This window comes from Bacillus sp. FSL M8-0350 (genome assembly GCF_038593345.1).
Taxonomy (GTDB): Bacteria; Bacillota; Bacilli; order Bacillales; family Bacillaceae; genus Bacillus; species Bacillus safensis.
The window spans coordinates 1,399,355-1,414,352 of sequence record NZ_CP151985.1; the positions used below are offsets into that span (position 1 = coordinate 1,399,355).

14 protein-coding genes are annotated in these 14,998 nt (G+C 41.4%); 8 read left to right on the forward strand and 6 right to left on the reverse strand.

Going from position 1 to position 14,998, the window contains the following annotated elements; all coding sequences use genetic code 11:
* The first annotated feature begins 5 nt into the window (after positions 1 to 5).
* Both NSS80_RS07150 and lepB read left to right on the forward strand, forming a co-directional pair.
* On the forward strand, positions 6 to 1,898 hold the full coding sequence (locus NSS80_RS07150) for a PTS fructose transporter subunit IIABC (protein ID WP_024424741.1): 1,893 nt from the start codon (positions 6 to 8) through the stop codon (positions 1,896 to 1,898).
* A 211-nt stretch (positions 1,899 to 2,109) separates the two neighbouring features.
* Positions 2,110 to 2,682, forward strand: a complete 573-nt coding sequence (gene lepB / locus NSS80_RS07155) for a signal peptidase I (protein ID WP_029706712.1) — start codon at positions 2,110 to 2,112, stop codon at positions 2,680 to 2,682.
* Positions 2,683 to 2,745: 63 nt separating this feature from the next.
* Here the strand turns inward: lepB and NSS80_RS07160 are convergent, their stop codons facing one another.
* Positions 2,746 to 3,021 carry a hypothetical protein gene (locus NSS80_RS07160; RefSeq protein WP_034281618.1) on the reverse strand — a complete coding sequence of 92 codons (276 nt, stop codon included), beginning with the start codon at positions 3,019 to 3,021 and terminating at the stop codon, positions 2,746 to 2,748.
* A 143-nt stretch (positions 3,022 to 3,164) separates the two neighbouring features.
* On the opposite strand from NSS80_RS07160, the gene NSS80_RS07165 reads away from it, so the two are divergent.
* On the forward strand, positions 3,165 to 4,784 hold the full coding sequence (locus tag NSS80_RS07165) for an ATP-binding cassette domain-containing protein (protein ID WP_024426884.1): 1,620 nt from the start codon (positions 3,165 to 3,167) through the stop codon (positions 4,782 to 4,784).
* A 35-nt stretch (positions 4,785 to 4,819) separates the two neighbouring features.
* Here NSS80_RS07165 and NSS80_RS07170 read toward each other — a convergent pair whose 3' ends face one another.
* The 3 genes from NSS80_RS07170 to mreBH form a co-directional block, all read right to left on the reverse strand.
* Positions 4,820 to 6,052 (reverse strand): aminopeptidase, encoded by a 1,233-nt coding sequence (locus NSS80_RS07170; RefSeq protein WP_034281621.1) that lies wholly within the window; start codon positions 6,050 to 6,052, stop codon positions 4,820 to 4,822.
* Between the two features lie 107 nt (positions 6,053 to 6,159).
* The gene (locus NSS80_RS07175; RefSeq protein ID WP_003210922.1) at positions 6,160 to 6,291 is read right to left on the reverse strand and encodes a protein YkpC; all 132 of its coding nucleotides are present in this window, start codon (positions 6,289 to 6,291) and stop codon (positions 6,160 to 6,162) included.
* A 74-nt stretch (positions 6,292 to 6,365) separates the two neighbouring features.
* The gene (gene mreBH, locus NSS80_RS07180) at positions 6,366 to 7,373 is read right to left on the reverse strand and encodes a rod-share determining protein MreBH (protein WP_024424745.1); all 1,008 of its coding nucleotides are present in this window, start codon (positions 7,371 to 7,373) and stop codon (positions 6,366 to 6,368) included.
* A 275-nt stretch (positions 7,374 to 7,648) separates the two neighbouring features.
* Here mreBH and NSS80_RS07185 point away from each other — a divergent pair, with 275 nt between their 5' ends.
* The 5 genes from NSS80_RS07185 (at position 7,649) to ade (ending at position 12,922) form a co-directional block, all read left to right on the forward strand.
* Complete coding sequence (locus NSS80_RS07185; protein WP_024424746.1) at positions 7,649 to 7,927, forward strand: AbrB/MazE/SpoVT family DNA-binding domain-containing protein; 279 nt, start codon at positions 7,649 to 7,651, stop codon at positions 7,925 to 7,927.
* Positions 7,928 to 8,072: 145 nt separating this feature from the next.
* Positions 8,073 to 9,383 carry an ATP-binding protein gene (locus tag NSS80_RS07190; RefSeq protein WP_214755229.1) on the forward strand — a complete coding sequence of 437 codons (1,311 nt, stop codon included), beginning with the start codon at positions 8,073 to 8,075 and terminating at the stop codon, positions 9,381 to 9,383.
* 4 nt (positions 9,384 to 9,387) lie between these two features.
* Positions 9,388 to 10,224, forward strand: a complete 837-nt coding sequence (locus NSS80_RS07195; protein WP_268481267.1) for a gamma-glutamylcyclotransferase family protein — start codon at positions 9,388 to 9,390, stop codon at positions 10,222 to 10,224.
* A 37-nt stretch (positions 10,225 to 10,261) separates the two neighbouring features.
* The gene (locus NSS80_RS07200; protein ID WP_008345123.1) at positions 10,262 to 10,930 is read left to right on the forward strand and encodes a TrkA family potassium uptake protein; all 669 of its coding nucleotides are present in this window, start codon (positions 10,262 to 10,264) and stop codon (positions 10,928 to 10,930) included.
* A 261-nt stretch (positions 10,931 to 11,191) separates the two neighbouring features.
* Positions 11,192 to 12,922: an adenine deaminase gene (gene ade, locus NSS80_RS07205; protein ID WP_268481264.1), complete on the forward strand. Its 1,731-nt coding sequence runs from the start codon at positions 11,192 to 11,194 to the stop codon at positions 12,920 to 12,922.
* Positions 12,923 to 13,014: 92 nt separating this feature from the next.
* On the opposite strand, the gene rnjA is transcribed toward ade, so the two are convergent.
* Together rnjA and NSS80_RS07215 are read right to left on the reverse strand one after the other, a co-directional pair.
* Complete coding sequence (gene rnjA, locus NSS80_RS07210) at positions 13,015 to 14,682, reverse strand: ribonuclease J1 (RefSeq protein ID WP_012009818.1); 1,668 nt, start codon at positions 14,680 to 14,682, stop codon at positions 13,015 to 13,017.
* 5 nt (positions 14,683 to 14,687) lie between these two features.
* The gene (locus tag NSS80_RS07215) at positions 14,688 to 14,897 is read right to left on the reverse strand and encodes a DNA-directed RNA polymerase subunit epsilon (protein WP_008345114.1); all 210 of its coding nucleotides are present in this window, start codon (positions 14,895 to 14,897) and stop codon (positions 14,688 to 14,690) included.
* Positions 14,898 to 14,998: the final 101 nt, after the last annotated feature.

Here is a 14,998-nt window from a genome sequence, read left to right on the forward strand (position 1 = left end):
TCATCATGAAAATTACAGAACTACTCACGAAGCATACCATTAAGCTTCAATTAGACAGCCAGCAGAAAGAAGCAGTCATTGAAGAGCTGGTCACTGTTTTAGATACAGCAGGCAAGTTAAATGATAAAGAGGGCTACAAAGAAGCTGTGATCAATCGTGAAAAACAGAGCTCTACTGGTATTGGCGAAGGAATTGCCATCCCGCACGCTAAAACAGCGAGTGTAAAAGAGCCTGCCATTGCATTTGGCCGCTCAACTGCTGGTGTAGATTATGAATCACTAGACGCGCAGCCGAGTCATCTTGTCTTTATGATTGCCGCAACTGAAGGCGCAAACAACACGCACTTAGAGGCACTTTCTCGTTTATCTACACTTCTTATGCGTGAAGAAATTCGAAAGCAGCTCCTTGAAGCGGCGACTGAAGATGAAATCATTGAGATCATCAATACACATGATCAAGATGATGAAGAAGAAGAGGAAGTTCAAGAGGAGCCGGCTGCAGAAGGAAAGCCTGCTAAAATTTTAGCGGTAACAGCCTGCCCGACAGGCATTGCCCATACATTTATGGCAGCAGATGCTTTGAAAGAAAAAGCAAAAGAAATGGGCGTTGACATTAAAGTTGAAACAAATGGCTCTGGCGGTATTAAACATGCCCTTACAGCAAAAGAAATTGAAGAAGCACCAGCCATCATTGTGGCAGCGGACAAGCAAGTAGAAATGGAACGCTTTAAAGGCAAGCATGTCATTGAAGTCCCTGTAACAGCTGGTATTCGCCGTCCACAGGAATTAATTGAAAAAGCAATCAATCAAGATGCGCCGATTTATAAAGGTTCAGGCGGTAGTTCTTCTAAAGAGGAAAATGAATCATCTGGCAAAGGAAGAAGCGGATTTTACAAGCACTTAATGAGTGGTGTAAGTAACATGCTTCCATTTGTTGTCGGAGGCGGTATCCTTGTTGCGATTTCATTCTTCTGGGGCATTAACTCAGCAGATCCTAAGGACCCTTCATTTAATTCATTTGCAGCTGTCTTAAAAGGAATTGGCGGCGATAATGCGCTTGCCTTAATCGTTGCGGTATTGGCTGGATTTATTGCCATGAGTATTGCAGATCGTCCAGGTTTTGCGCCAGGTATGGTCGGTGGTTTTATGGCGTCAGCAGCAGGTGCAGGGTTCTTAGGCGGATTGATTGCTGGTTTCCTAGCAGGTTACATTGTTGTGCTGCTCAAAAAAGTATTCACATTCGTACCGCAGACACTCGACGGGATTAAACCGGTTCTGCTGTATCCATTGTTCGGTATTTTCTTCACAGGCATTATCATGCATTATATTGTCAACACACCAGTGAAAATGGTGATGGACGGATTAACACATTGGCTTGAATCATTAGGTACGGGAAACCTTGTCTTAATGGGGATTATTTTAGCTGGTATGATGGCAATTGATATGGGTGGCCCAATTAACAAAGCGGCTTACACATTTGGTCTTGCCATGATTGCTGCTGGCAACTATGCACCGCATGCTGCGATTATGGCAGGCGGAATGGTTCCACCACTAGGTATTGCACTTGCAACAACAATCTTTAGAAATAAGTTCTCAAAACGTGACCGTGAAGCAGGGATTACATGTTACTTCATGGGAGCTGCCTTCATCACGGAAGGGGCGATCCCGTTTGCGGCGGCAGATCCTCTTCGTGTCATTCCTTCAGCTGTTATTGGTGCAGCAGTTGCTGGCGGATTAACGGAATTCTTTAGAGTGACGCTTCCTGCACCGCATGGCGGACTATTTGTTTTCTGGGTAACAAATCATCCAGTTCTTTATATCATCAGCATCTTAATCGGTGCTGTTGTGACAGCGATTTTACTGGGTATTTTGAAAAAACCAGTCAGGCAAGAAGCGTAATGCAGAAGAGAAGCATCGTGAAAAACGGTGCTTCTTTTTGTTTAATCATCAGTGAATTAGGAAAAAATATCTAATTAGATGGTTGTCTTGTGAATTTTTAAATGACATATGATAAAGTAAAGTTATTCAATTCACGTTTCAAGTCTTTTAGCAGAAAGTCTTAGGAGGAAGCAGTATTTTGAACGAAGAAAACAAACAAAACGAAAATGAAATTCAATCTGATGCGAAGCAAGCCAAAACAGAGAAGAAAAGTTCACTGTTTGAATGGATCAAAGCCATTTTAATCGCACTTGCACTCGTCTTGCTCATCCGTACGTTTATATTTGAACCGTATGTGGTGGAAGGAGAGTCAATGGAACCAACACTTCATGATGGGGAAAAGCTGTTTGTCAACAAAACCATTAACTATCTCGGTGGTGTAAAACGCGGTGACATCGTGATTATTAATGGAAAAGATGGTCAGAAGATTCATTATGTCAAACGATTGATCGGCCTTCCAGGTGATACGATTGAAATGAAGGATGATACGCTTTACATTAATGGTAAAAAAGTAGATGAGCCTTATTTAAAAGAGAATAAGGCGCATGCGAAAGAGTATGAAGTGCATTTAACTGGAGATTTTGGCCCAGTGAAAGTACCGAAAAACGATTACTTTGTGATGGGGGACAACAGACTGAATTCCATGGACAGCAGAAATGGACTTGGCCTCATTGAAAAGGATCGGGTTGTCGGGACATCAGAATTTGTTTTCTTCCCATTTGGCGACATTCGACAGACAAAATAAAAGCACCTTCTCATGGGCAAGAGAAAGGTACTTGAACGAGCGACCCTTACAGAAGGGTCGTTTTTAATTTGGCGTGAGCACTGTAACAATGATCACAATCGCTAGAACAGAAGCGAATACAGATCCGGTAATGGCTAAAACGGATCGAAACAACCCGATCTTTAGGTTTTCTTTTCCCCGCTTTTGTAAAAAACGTTTGGAAAAGATGTGAACCAGTGTGTAAATGAGGATAAGCCCAATATAAAGGCCAAAGTCCCTCGCATTAAAGCCTGTTGCAGATAAATAAATGCCCATAAAGAAAATCAATAAACAGTATTCCATCAGTGTGAGTAATCTCAAATCGCCCGAACTCCTTCAATCAATCATTCCCGTTTATTATATCATAATAGACAAAAAGCCTTCGTTCTTAGCGAGAGACGTTTCTATCAAACGTTATTCATGTTATACTTCATATTGATGAATGAGTGATGGAGGATTAATAAATGATTGCAGTAAATAATGTTAGTTTGCGCTTTGCTGATCGTAAACTATTTGAAGAAGTAAATATTAAATTCACTCCTGGCAACTGCTACGGATTAATTGGTGCCAATGGAGCTGGTAAATCAACGTTCCTAAAGATTCTTTCTGGAGAAATTGAGCCTCAAACGGGCGATGTTCATATGAGTCCTGGTGAGCGTTTAGCGATTTTAAAACAGAACCACTTTGAATACGAAGAGTTTGAAGTGCTGAAAGTCGTCATCATGGGTCACAAACGTCTATATGACGTGATGCAGGAGAAAGATGCGATCTATATGAAACCTGATTTCTCAGATGAAGACGGGATTCGTGCAGCGGAGCTTGAAGGTGAGTTTGCTGAATTAAACGGCTGGGAAGCTGAAAGTGAAGCAGCGATCCTATTAAAGGGCCTTGGCATTCCAGAAAGCCTTCAATCGAAGAAAATGTCTGAGCTTGGCGGTTCTGAAAAGGTAAAAGTACTTTTAGCTCAAGCTTTATTTGGCAAGCCTGACGTTCTTCTTCTCGATGAGCCGACGAACCACTTGGACTTACAAGCAATCCAGTGGCTCGAAGAGTTCCTCATTAACTTTGAAAATACCGTCATCGTCGTTTCGCATGATCGTCATTTCTTAAACAAAGTATGTACACATATTGCGGACCTTGATTTTGGAAAAATCCAAGTATACGTCGGTAACTATGATTTTTGGTATGAGTCCAGCCAGTTAGCGCTGAAACTAAGCCAAGAAGCAAATAAGAAAAAAGAAGAACAAATTAAGCAGCTTCAAGAATTCGTTGCCCGGTTTAGTGCGAACGCTTCTAAATCGAAGCAAGCGACATCAAGAAAGAAATTGCTTGATAAAATCTCTTTAGATGACATTAAGCCGTCTTCACGTAAATATCCGTATGTTCATTTTGCGCCAGAGCGCGAAATCGGAAATGATGTCCTTCAAGTAGAAGGTCTATCAAAAACAATTGACGGTGTGAAAGTACTGGATAATGTCAGCTTTATTATGAACCGCGAAGATAAAATTGCGTTTTTAAGCCGTAACGAGCTTGCTGTGTCCACTTTATTTAAAATCCTTGCTGGTGAAATGGAGCCAGACAGCGGATCATTTAAATGGGGCGTCACAACGTCACAAGCCTTTTTCCCGAAAGATAATAGTGAATACTTTGAAGGAAACGATGTTGATCTCGTTGATTGGCTTCGTCAATATTCTCCGAATGATCAAAGCGAAAGCTTCCTGCGTGGTTTCCTAGGACGTATGCTTTTCTCTGGGGAAGAAGTGAAGAAAAAAGCAAGTGTCTTATCAGGAGGAGAAAAGGTTCGTTGTATGTTATCAAAAATGATGCTGTCTGGAGCGAATATTCTGCTGCTGGATGAGCCAACGAACCACTTAGACCTAGAATCCATTACAGCGCTGAATAACGGCCTCATGAGCTTTAAAGGAGCTATGCTCTTCTCATCTCATGACCATCAGTTTGTTGAAACAGTCGCAAACCGGATTATCGAAGTGACGCCAAATGGCATCGTCGATAAACAAACAACATATGATGAGTTCTTATCAGATCAAGACATCCAAAAAAGACTTGAAGAGCTTTACGCATAAATAAAAAAAGACATCCATAGGATGTCTTTTTTTGATTAAATCGCCCAGTTTCCATTTCGGAAGATCGGTTCGCGTTTCCCGTCTTTTGTGATCCCGTCAATATTCATTTCCTTTGAACCAATCATAAAATCAACGTGTGTAATACTGCTGTTCACACCCGCTGCATCCAATTCTTCTCGTTTCATTTCTTTTCCGCCTTCGATATTAAACGCATATCCGCTGCCGATGGCAAGGTGGTTTGATGCATTTTCATCGTAAAGTGTATTGTAATAAAGAATATTTGAGTTAGAAATTGGTGAATCATCTGGTACGAGGGCAACCTCACCTAAATAATGAGAGCCTTCATCTGTTTCAACGAGAGATTTTAACATATCTTCGCCTTCTTTTGCTTTCACATCCACAATCCGGCCATTTTCAAAGGTTAATGAGAACTCATCAATGATGTTTCCAGCATAGCTGAGCGGCTTTGTGCTTGAGACTGTCCCGTTTACACCGTCTTTTTTCGGTACGGTAAAGACTTCTTCTGTTGGCATGTTGGCCATGAACGAGACGCCGCGTTCACTTACGCTGCCAGCACCTACCCAAATATGCTGCTCTGGAAGCTCAATCGTTAAGTCTGTGCCCGGTGCTTCATAATGAAGCTTGTGGTAGTGGCGTTCATTGAGTATTTTGACCTTTTCGTTTAATGACGCATCGTGCTTTTTCCAAGCCTCAACTGGATCTGCTTGATCAGCGCGTGCGACTTTAAAGATTTGATCCCACAATAACGTGACAGCTTCTTCATCTGTATGATCAGGGAAAATCTTTTTCGCCCATTCTTTTGATGCAGCACCTACGACTGTCCAAGCGACTTTGTCAGATTGAACGTATTGACGATATGTATGTAGTGCTGAACCAGCAGCTTTTTGCTGTGCAGCGATTTTTTTCGAATCAATGCCTCGCAAAAGGTCAGGGCTTTCTGACAGGATGGTAATAAAAGCGCCTCCGCGTTTTGCGATGGTTTCCATCATCTGTGCTTCCCATTCAGGGAATTGCTCAAATACATCTTGCGGTGCATGTTCATACTTTAAACGGGTGAGAACACCATCACTCCAGCGGATATGTACGTTTTTCGCCCCGCGCTCATACGCGTGTTTCGCTACAAGACGAACAAGATGTGCAGATTCAGTAAATGCGGATACAACGACTTCCTGCCCCTTTTGTACATTCACACCGACTTCAACGATGGTCTTCGCATATTGATCTAGTTGTTTTTCAAATGAACTCATAAAAACCCCTCCTTTAGTCATGTTCATCATATCAGATTTATGACCGAAAAGGAAAATGGGGAGCCCGTTTAAAGCCAAAATAAAAAAGCCGCTTTCGTGCGGCTTTTTTAGCGGTTCAGTTGTTTCACAGGCTGTGCATTAGAAGGCGGCATATGTGAAAACGACAGGCTCATTCCTCCTAAAATAATACCCGTTAAAATGACTGTGACAACGACCCGTTTACCTAAATCAAGCAACATGTTCTTCCTCCTTCACGTTTATCCATTTCTCACGATATGATCGAAATGACAAAAAAAGAAGTAGAACAAGAAGATTATTTTAAAGTTTTTTGCAATTTGTCGATCACTTCTAATGAACGACCTGTTCCAATTGCAACAGATTCAAGGGGATTGGCTGCAATATGGACTGGAACAACAATCTCTTGAGAAAGCCATTCTTGAATTCCATTTAAAAGAGCGCCTCCGCCAGTTAAAATGACGCCGCGGTCTACAATATCTCCGCTTAGCTCTGGAGGGCTGTCCTCTAATGTGGCACGGATCGCTTCTAAAATATGAAGAAGTGATTCTCGCATGGCGCCTTGAATTTCATGAGAGACAAGTGTGATCGTTTTTGGCAGACCTGTCACAAGGTCGCGACCGCGCACTTCTAATGATTCAGGCTCATGTTCAATAAGACCATATCCAATTTCCATTTTCACCTGCTCGGCAGTCCGTTCGCCGATTAATAGGTTATATTTCTTTCTGACAAACGTAATGATATCTTCATCCAGCTGATCGCCGCCAATTCGGATCGAATGACAAGAGACAACGCCGCCAAATGAAATGATCGCAACTTCTGTTGTTCCGCCGCCAATATCGACTACGACGTTCGCAACAGGCTCGTCTACCGGAAGATCAGCACCGATTGCAGCTGCAACAGGTTCTTCAATTAAATGCACATGCTTTGCTCCGCAGTTTTTCACAGCATCGCTGATGGCGCGGCGCTCAACAGCTGTTGAACCAGAAGGTGTACATACAACGACAGTTGGCTTTCTGAAGGTAAACCCGATATTTTTTCCTGCTTTTTTCATGATTTGTTTAAGTAAATCTGTTGTCATATCATAATCAGCGATGACACCGTCTTTCATCGGACGGATCGCAACAATTTTCCCAGGTGTTTTCCCGATCATTTCTTTTGCTTCTGATCCGACGGCAAGTACAGTCTTTGTTTCTGTATCGACTGCTACGACGGACGGTTCATTTAAAATAATTCCCTTATTTTTACTATAAACCAATATGTTAGCTGTTCCTAAATCAATTCCAATTTCGGCATTTTGAAACATGTTTTCACCCAATCTCTATTTTTGCTGTTTTAAACAATTTTACATTTAAAAGTTCAGAGGGTTGATGTCATTTGTGGGGGTTTGTGATCACCTTGAAATGAATCTGTAAAATTCAAGTATCATTTTGACAATCACAATAAATTTTCCCTTTGTTTTTTCTTTTATGAAAAAATTTTTATAGAGGAGAAACCTTTTAAGAATCTCTTACGTCTACGATATATCAATTGGTGAAAAACAGATTGATCTTGAGCTAATGAAAGAAAGAGGGAACGAAATTGAAATCTATCGGAGTCGTAAGAAAAGTAGACGAACTAGGGCGTATTGTGATGCCAATCGAATTGAGAAGAGCACTTGATATCGCTATTAAAGACAGTATGGAATTTTTTATAGATGGAGATAAAATCGTCTTGAAAAAATATCAGCCAGAGGGCGTTTGTCTCATGACTGGTGAGATTACATCAGAGAACCATGAATATGGAAATGGTCAAATTACATTAAGCGCTGAAGGCGCAGAACTGCTGTTAAAAGAACTGCAAGAAGCTCTTCAGAAGTAATCAAAATAGCCTGCTCTCTTCCTCTGTGCTGAGAACAGGCTATTTTTTCTTTAAAAAAGTTCCTTAAAAATGCCCCATCTCCCTCAAAAAATAAGTGGAAAATGGTACAATTGACAAAGAATCTCAGGGCGGCAGGTGGAATCATTTGAACAAAACATATCAAGTTCGGATCGTGTTATCTGTTCTTGCATTTATCTTAATCATAAGCTGGGATTTCTTTTATTATGTAGGCGGCTATCAAATTAATTGGCCGCTCGATCTAGCCTTTACAGTCGTTGTGTTAGTAGGGATCTGGGTTGTCTCAGGATATGTAGACCGCTTGAATTTACTTGTGTCAGATCTAAATAAGAGAGAAAAAGAAGCACACGAACTGACAGAGCGGCTGAATCGAATTACAGATAACTTGCAAGAAATTGTCTTTGAAACAGATGAAAAAGGGCACATCATTTTCTTAAATCAAGCATGGAAACAAATGACCGGCTATGACATAGATGAATGTCTAGGTACGATGTACAATCAGTACTTTGATCAAGAAGAAAGAGTTATTCAGCATTTGTCATCTGTCATCAAAGAGCATAAAGATTCAGGGCGGATCGAGCTGCAGCTTCTTCATAAAGAGGGAAAGAAAGTATGGGGAGACGTTCATTATAAGCTCTACTTTGATGAGGAGCACCAGTTTACTGGAGGTATTGGAACAGTTGCAGATATTACAAAACAAAAGCTGGCAAAGCTTGAGCTTGAAAAATCAAATCAACAAGTGCAAATGCAGGCGCAAAAGCTGGCCGTTGCAGGACAAATAGCCGCTGGAATCGCCCATGAAGTCAGAAATCCGCTGACCTCAGTAAACGGCTTTTTGCAGCTGATGAAAACACAATATCCTGAAAGAACCGATTATTTTGACATTATCTTTTCTGAAATTAAACGGATTGATTTTGTTTTAAGTGAGCTGCTGGTGCTGGCAAAGCCGCAGTCCGTCCATTTTCAAGAAGTTCAGCTTCATGGACTGTTAGAACAGGTGATTACATTGCTAAAAACCAATGCAGTCCTTTCGAATATTGATCTCAAACAGCCATTTAAAAAGCAGGATGCCGGCGCTATATTAGCAGACGCTAACCAAATGAAGCAGCTGTTCATTAATTTAATCAAAAATGCCATTGAGGCAATGCCTGAAGGCGGCAGTATATACATATCAACAGAAAAAGTGATGAACGAATGGAAAATTACTATTCAAGATGAAGGAAAAGGGATGTCTGAAGAGGATATTCAGAAAATATATGATCCTTTCTTCTCCACAAAAACAGAAGGGACAGGACTTGGCCTCACCATCTGTGCAGCGATTTTAAAAGATCATCACGGTAGGATGGATGTGGTCAGTGAGCTGGGAAAAGGTACAGCTTTTCATATCTATTTACCTGTGTGGCAAAAAAGCAGACACCAGCAAGGTGAGAGGACGTGATTTCATGAAGGAGAAAGCTTTATTTGTATATGGGACGCTTCTGCAGCATGAAGAGCACCACGAGACGTATATGAAAGAAAGCAGGCCATTAGCTAAATCAGCTTGGATCAGCGGCAGAATCTATGATACAGGTCAAGGATACCCTGCGTGCGTTCTAAAAGAGAAAAGCACAGTATATGGAGAATTGTACGAGGTAACCGCAAGCACGCTGAATAAGATAGATTTGCTTGAGGAAGGGTATGACAAGCAGGTGGTCGATGTCATGACAGACAAAGGGCCGGTGGCGGCTGTTACATACACTTTACCAAAGCAGAAGGCATCATCGCTGAAGGAGATCGATAGCGGCTGCTGGAAGGAATATAGAATGTGGCAGCAGAAGCCGGCATCCTTCTATTATTTTGCCTATGGCTCCTGTATGGATGATGCAAGATTTAAACTGGCGGAAGTTGATCATTATTTTAAACAAATCATCGGCGGCGGTGCTCTGAACGGCTTTACAACTAGATTTACATTGGTAAGGCCTGATGGATCAAGAGCCGATATGGTAGAAGACGGCGGAGAAACAGAAGGCGTTTTATATGAGGTTCCTTTTGATGCCATTCGATATTTGTACAAACGAGAAGGAGTCTATGAGGGCACATATCGTCCAGCTTTTGTCGATGTCAAAATAGGTGATCAGATATATGAAGACTGTTTAACCTTTCTTGTTCTTCAAAAGAGCGAAGAAATTGCTCCGCCAGGTCATTACCGCAGTGAAATTGAAAAAGGAGCAGATCTTTACTTAAGTGAAGCATTCCGCAAAAAAATTCGCTCGCATATGGATTCATTAATCAAACCGTAGTAAAATGCATGGTAAGTGAGATAAAAGGAGTCTGAACATGAAAAAGGAATATGCAGTCATTGGTCTTGGACGCTTTGGCGGAAGTATTTGCAAGGCGCTGAGCGAAGAAGGACTTGAAGTCATGGCCATGGATATGAATGAAGATCGAGTGAACGAATACGCGAAAATTGCGTCACATGCGGTCATTGGTGATTCGACGGACGAATCTGTTTTAAAAAATCTCGGCATTCGCAATTTTGATCATGTCATCGTTGCGATTGGTGAAAACATTCAGGCCAGTATTTTAACGACGATTATGCTGAAAGAGCTTGGCGTTAAAATGGTCACAGTAAAAGCGCAAAACGATTACCACGAAAAAGTGTTAAATAAAATTGGAGCTGATCGCATCGTTCATCCAGAGCGGGACATGGGCAGACGAATTGCACATAAAATCATCTCCAATAACGTATTAGATTATCTTGAGCTGTCAGATGAGTACAGCCTCATTGAAATCGTTGCCAACAGCAGGCTTGCAGGGCATTCTCTTTTAGATCTCGATATTAGAGCGAGATATGGCATTAATATTGTGGCGATTAAGCGTGGAAAAGAAGTGATTGTTTCACCGCTCGCAGATGAAATGATTCAAAAAGAAGATATTCTGATTGTCATTGGGGCAGTTGCCGATATCGGACGTTTTGAAAAACGAGAAATGCAGAACGATTATTAAACACTCCTAGGCGGGGTGTTTTTTAATATAATTGTGTACACATGAGGTGGACAGTGAAGAGGGAAGAAGACATTAAAAGGGCTGTTTTGTTCTGCATAAACAGCTAAAGTCATTCATCATATTTTTCATGCAATTATCACTATTCAGAAATAAAAATCAGTCTTTTTATCTGGGTGATTTTCTCTAAATGTCATTGACTGGGCAAACAGATTCGTTTACGATAAGAAACATTATATTGTTTACTTGGAGGAGGCAGTGTCGTTGGATAAGGAGCTTTTCAGACATCAAATTGAGGTAGCTGCAAAGAGAAAAAAAGCAGCCCTAGTGATTAAACATGCGAAAGTTATGGACGTGTTTAACCAGGAATGGATAGACGCTGATGTCGCTGTTGAAAATGGACAAATAGTAGGGATTGGAGAGTACGAGGGAGAACAGGAGCTGGATGCAGCAGGTCAAATGCTTGTACCCGGTTTTATTGATGGCCACGTTCATATCGAGTCCTCTATGGTTACCCCTGCTGAATTCTCCAAAGCTGTCGTCCCGTGCGGTGTGACAACTGTCGTAACAGACCCGCATGAAATTGCCAATGTGTCAGGGATCACAGGCATCCGTTTTATGCTGGAAGAAGCGAGAAAAGCTGCCTTAAATATTTATTTCATGCTGCCATCCTGCGTACCGGCAGTCAGTTTTGAACGATCAGGTGCTGTTTTAAAAGCGAAAGATTTAAAGCCTTTGTATCAAGAGAAAGAGGTTCTTGGTCTTGCTGAGGTGATGGATTACGTCGGTGTGGAGCAGGCAGAAGAAGATATGCTTCAAAAGCTGCTTGATGCTCAAAACGAGAATAAATTGATTGATGGCCATCTAGCAGGCTTAACAGACCGATTAATAAACGTTTACCGCACAGCGAATGTCCAAACAGATCACGAGGTGACAACAGCCGAAGAAGCCCTTGAACGTGTAAAACGAGGCATGTATGTCATGCTGAGAGAAGGCTCTGTTGCCAAAAACGTGAAAAGCGTTTTACCAGCTGTGAATGAAAAGAATGCGAGACGCTTTTTCTTTTGTACCGATGATAAACATTTAGATGATTTAATGGCTGAAGGAAGTATTGATGAACAAGTACGTATGTCTATAAAAGAAGGGTTAGACCCATTTTTAGCGTATCAAATGGGAAGTTTAAACGCAGCAGAGTGTTTTGGCCTCAAAACAAAGGGAGCCATTGCGCCAGGCTTTGATGCTGATTTTATGCTCGTCTCTGATCTTCATCAAGTAGACATTACCAGCGTATTTATTGCTGGAGAATTAGTGGCGCAGCATGGAGAGTACAAGCCAGGTGTCGAAAAAATTGCACCGAGTCCAGCCTTATTACAATCTGTTCATGCTATAGACGTTCAAGAGCAAGATCTGGCTCTGCCTATCACAGCTCATCAAAAAATGAATGTCATCCGCATTATTCCAAATCAGCTAGAAACAAAATTAGAACAAATCTCTCCTTCAGAAACGAACGGACAATTCACTAGTGATACAGAAAGAGATGTATTAAAAATGGTGCTTGTCGAACGCCATCAAGGCTTATCTGAAATGGGGATAGGGATTGTCAGCGGCTTTGGATTAGAAAAGGGCGCAATTGCAACAACGGTTGCGCATGATTCTCACAATTTAATTGCGGTTGGCACAAATGATGCTGATATCGTGAAAGCCATTGACGCGTTAAAAGAAGCAGGCGGCGGTTTGACTGTTGTCAAAGAGGGCCAGACTCTTCATACACTGCCATTACCGATCTCTGGTTTACTTTCAGATCAGCCGGCACATCTTGTAAATGAAAGCCTTCATGCACTCCATGAAGCGTTAAAAGAAACAGGTTTTATTTTAGACTTTAATCCGTTTTTGACGCTGTCCTTCTTGGCACTCCCAGTCATTCCTGATGTGAAAATGACGACAAAGGGTTTGTTTGATGTCAGAAGCTTTCAGCCTCTCCCAATTCAATCATAAAAAGAGAGAAACCGCATATGTATATATGCGGTTTTTTCAATGAACGGTGAAAAAAAGAGACACAGCCAAGCGGCTTGTGTCTCTTTTTGTGATTACACTTCCATAATAATCGGTAAGATCATTGGACGGCGTCTTGTTTTTTCATAAAGGAAAGGTGCAAGGGTGTCAGTAATTTCGTTCTTAATTTCAGACCACTGAGTTGTCTTACGTTCCATTACTTTTTCAAGATGCTTCGAAATTAAATCCTGTGCATCGTTGATCAGGTCTCCAGATTCTCTCATGTAGACAAAACCTCTTGAGATCAAATCAGGACCAGCAGAGATTTTGAATTCTTTCATGTCCATGCTGACGACCACAATAACAAGGCCCTCTTCAGAAAGAATGCGGCGGTCTCTTAAAACGATGTTTCCGATATCGCCAATACCGCTTCCGTCGATATACACGTTGCCTGATGGGATTTTGCCAGCGACACTTGCTTCGTCACCTTTCAGTGCAAGAACTTCACCGTTATCCATGATAAAGCAGTTTTCCTCAGGGATGCCGCAATCATTCGCAAGTTTGATATGCGTTTTTTGCATGCGGTATTCACCGTGAATCGGCATAAAGAATTTTGGTTTAATTAAACGGAGCATGAGTTTTTGTTCTTCTTGTCCGCCGTGACCAGATGTATGAATATTATTAAGGGAGCCATGAATGACCTCAGCACCTGCACGATAAAGCTGGTTAATGGTGCGGCTTACACTAATATTGTTACCTGGGATCGGTGAAGATGAGAAGACAACAGTGTCTCCAGGGTTAATGGAAATCTGGCGGTGAGTACCGTTCGCAATACGAGAAAGAGCTGCCATCGGTTCACCCTGGCTTCCAGTACAAAGAATGGTCACTTTGTTTGCTGGAAGGCGGTTGATTTCATTATGTTCAATAAACGTGTTTTTTGGACATTTAATATAGCCAAGATCTTGTCCAATATCAATAGCAGACTCCATACTGCGTCCAAATACAGCGACTTTTCTGCCGTTGGCAACAGCAGACTCAATCACTTGCTGAAGTCTGTGAATGTTTGAAGCAAACGTGGCAAAGATGATACGTCCATCGACTTTTCTAAAGATGTCATCAATGCTTTCACCTACGCGTCTTTCAGACATCGTAAATTCTGGGATTTCACTGTTTGTACTATCAGATAAAAGACAAAGAACGCCTTCTTTTCCGATCTCAGCCATTTTGGTTAAATTGGCAGGCTCGCCAACAGGAGTAAAGTCAAATTTGAAATCACCTGTATGTACGATGTTACCAGGAGGTGTCTTGACGACAATTCCATAAGAATCTGGAATACTGTGTGTCGTTCTAAAGAAAGACACAGCTGTTTTTCTAAATTTAATGGTATCTTCTTCTTCAAAAATATGAAGTTTTGTTTGTCTCAAGAGACCGTGCTCTTCCAATTTATTACGAAGTAGGCCGATTGCGAGTTTGCCGCCGTAAACTGGAATATTCACTTGCTTGAGAAGGTAAGGGATACCGCCGATGTGGTCTTCATGTCCATGAGTGATGAAAAGACCTTTGATTTTATCTTCGTTTTTAACTAAGTACGTATAGTCAGGGATGACGTAGTCAATTCCAAGAAGCTCGTCTTCAGGAAACTTAATGCCTGCATCAATTAAAATGATTTCATCTTGAAATTGAACGCCATACGTGTTTTTACCGATCTCGCCTAAACCGCCGAGCGCAAAAACTGCCGCCTGATCGTTTTTAACAAATTTCATTCCTCTCATAGCTCCAATACTTTAAAATTTTCACTTTCTCGTTCATAGTCTAAAAAAGCACCGTCTACAGGCTGAATGAATTCAATGTTGTAGTTATGTTTTTTCAACTTATCGCGTACGTCTCTTTCAGAAACCGCTTCAACGTATAGTGAATCTGTGTGTTCTCTTACAGGTACCTCAGTAGTACTTGCCTGAAAAAATACCTTATATATCATCCAAATCTCTCCTTAAATACCGTATGTTACACTCGCTTATTCTATTATATTAAAAAAACGCGCATAAGAAAAGTCTCTGAGAAAAAAGGACCTTCGGCAAA

Coding starts and splice junctions, on each gene's coding strand:
- NSS80_RS07150 (WP_024424741.1), top strand. CDS start 6: ATGAAAATTACAGAACTACTCACGAAGCATACCATTAAGCTTCAATTA.
- NSS80_RS07165 (WP_024426884.1), top strand. CDS start 3,165: ATGATTGCAGTAAATAATGTTAGTTTGCGCTTTGCTGATCGTAAACTA.
- NSS80_RS07170 (WP_034281621.1), bottom strand. CDS start 6,052: ATGAGTTCATTTGAAAAACAACTAGATCAATATGCGAAGACCATCGTT.
- NSS80_RS07175 (WP_003210922.1), bottom strand. CDS start 6,291: ATGTTGCTTGATTTAGGTAAACGGGTCGTTGTCACAGTCATTTTAACG.
- mreBH (WP_024424745.1), bottom strand. CDS start 7,373: ATGTTTCAAAATGCCGAAATTGGAATTGATTTAGGAACAGCTAACATA.
- NSS80_RS07195 (WP_268481267.1), top strand. CDS start 9,388: ATGAAGGAGAAAGCTTTATTTGTATATGGGACGCTTCTGCAGCATGAA.
- NSS80_RS07200 (WP_008345123.1), top strand. CDS start 10,262: ATGAAAAAGGAATATGCAGTCATTGGTCTTGGACGCTTTGGCGGAAGT.
- rnjA (WP_012009818.1), bottom strand. CDS start 14,682: ATGAAATTTGTTAAAAACGATCAGGCGGCAGTTTTTGCGCTCGGCGGT.
- NSS80_RS07215 (WP_008345114.1), bottom strand. CDS start 14,897: ATGATATATAAGGTATTTTTTCAGGCAAGTACTACTGAGGTACCTGTA.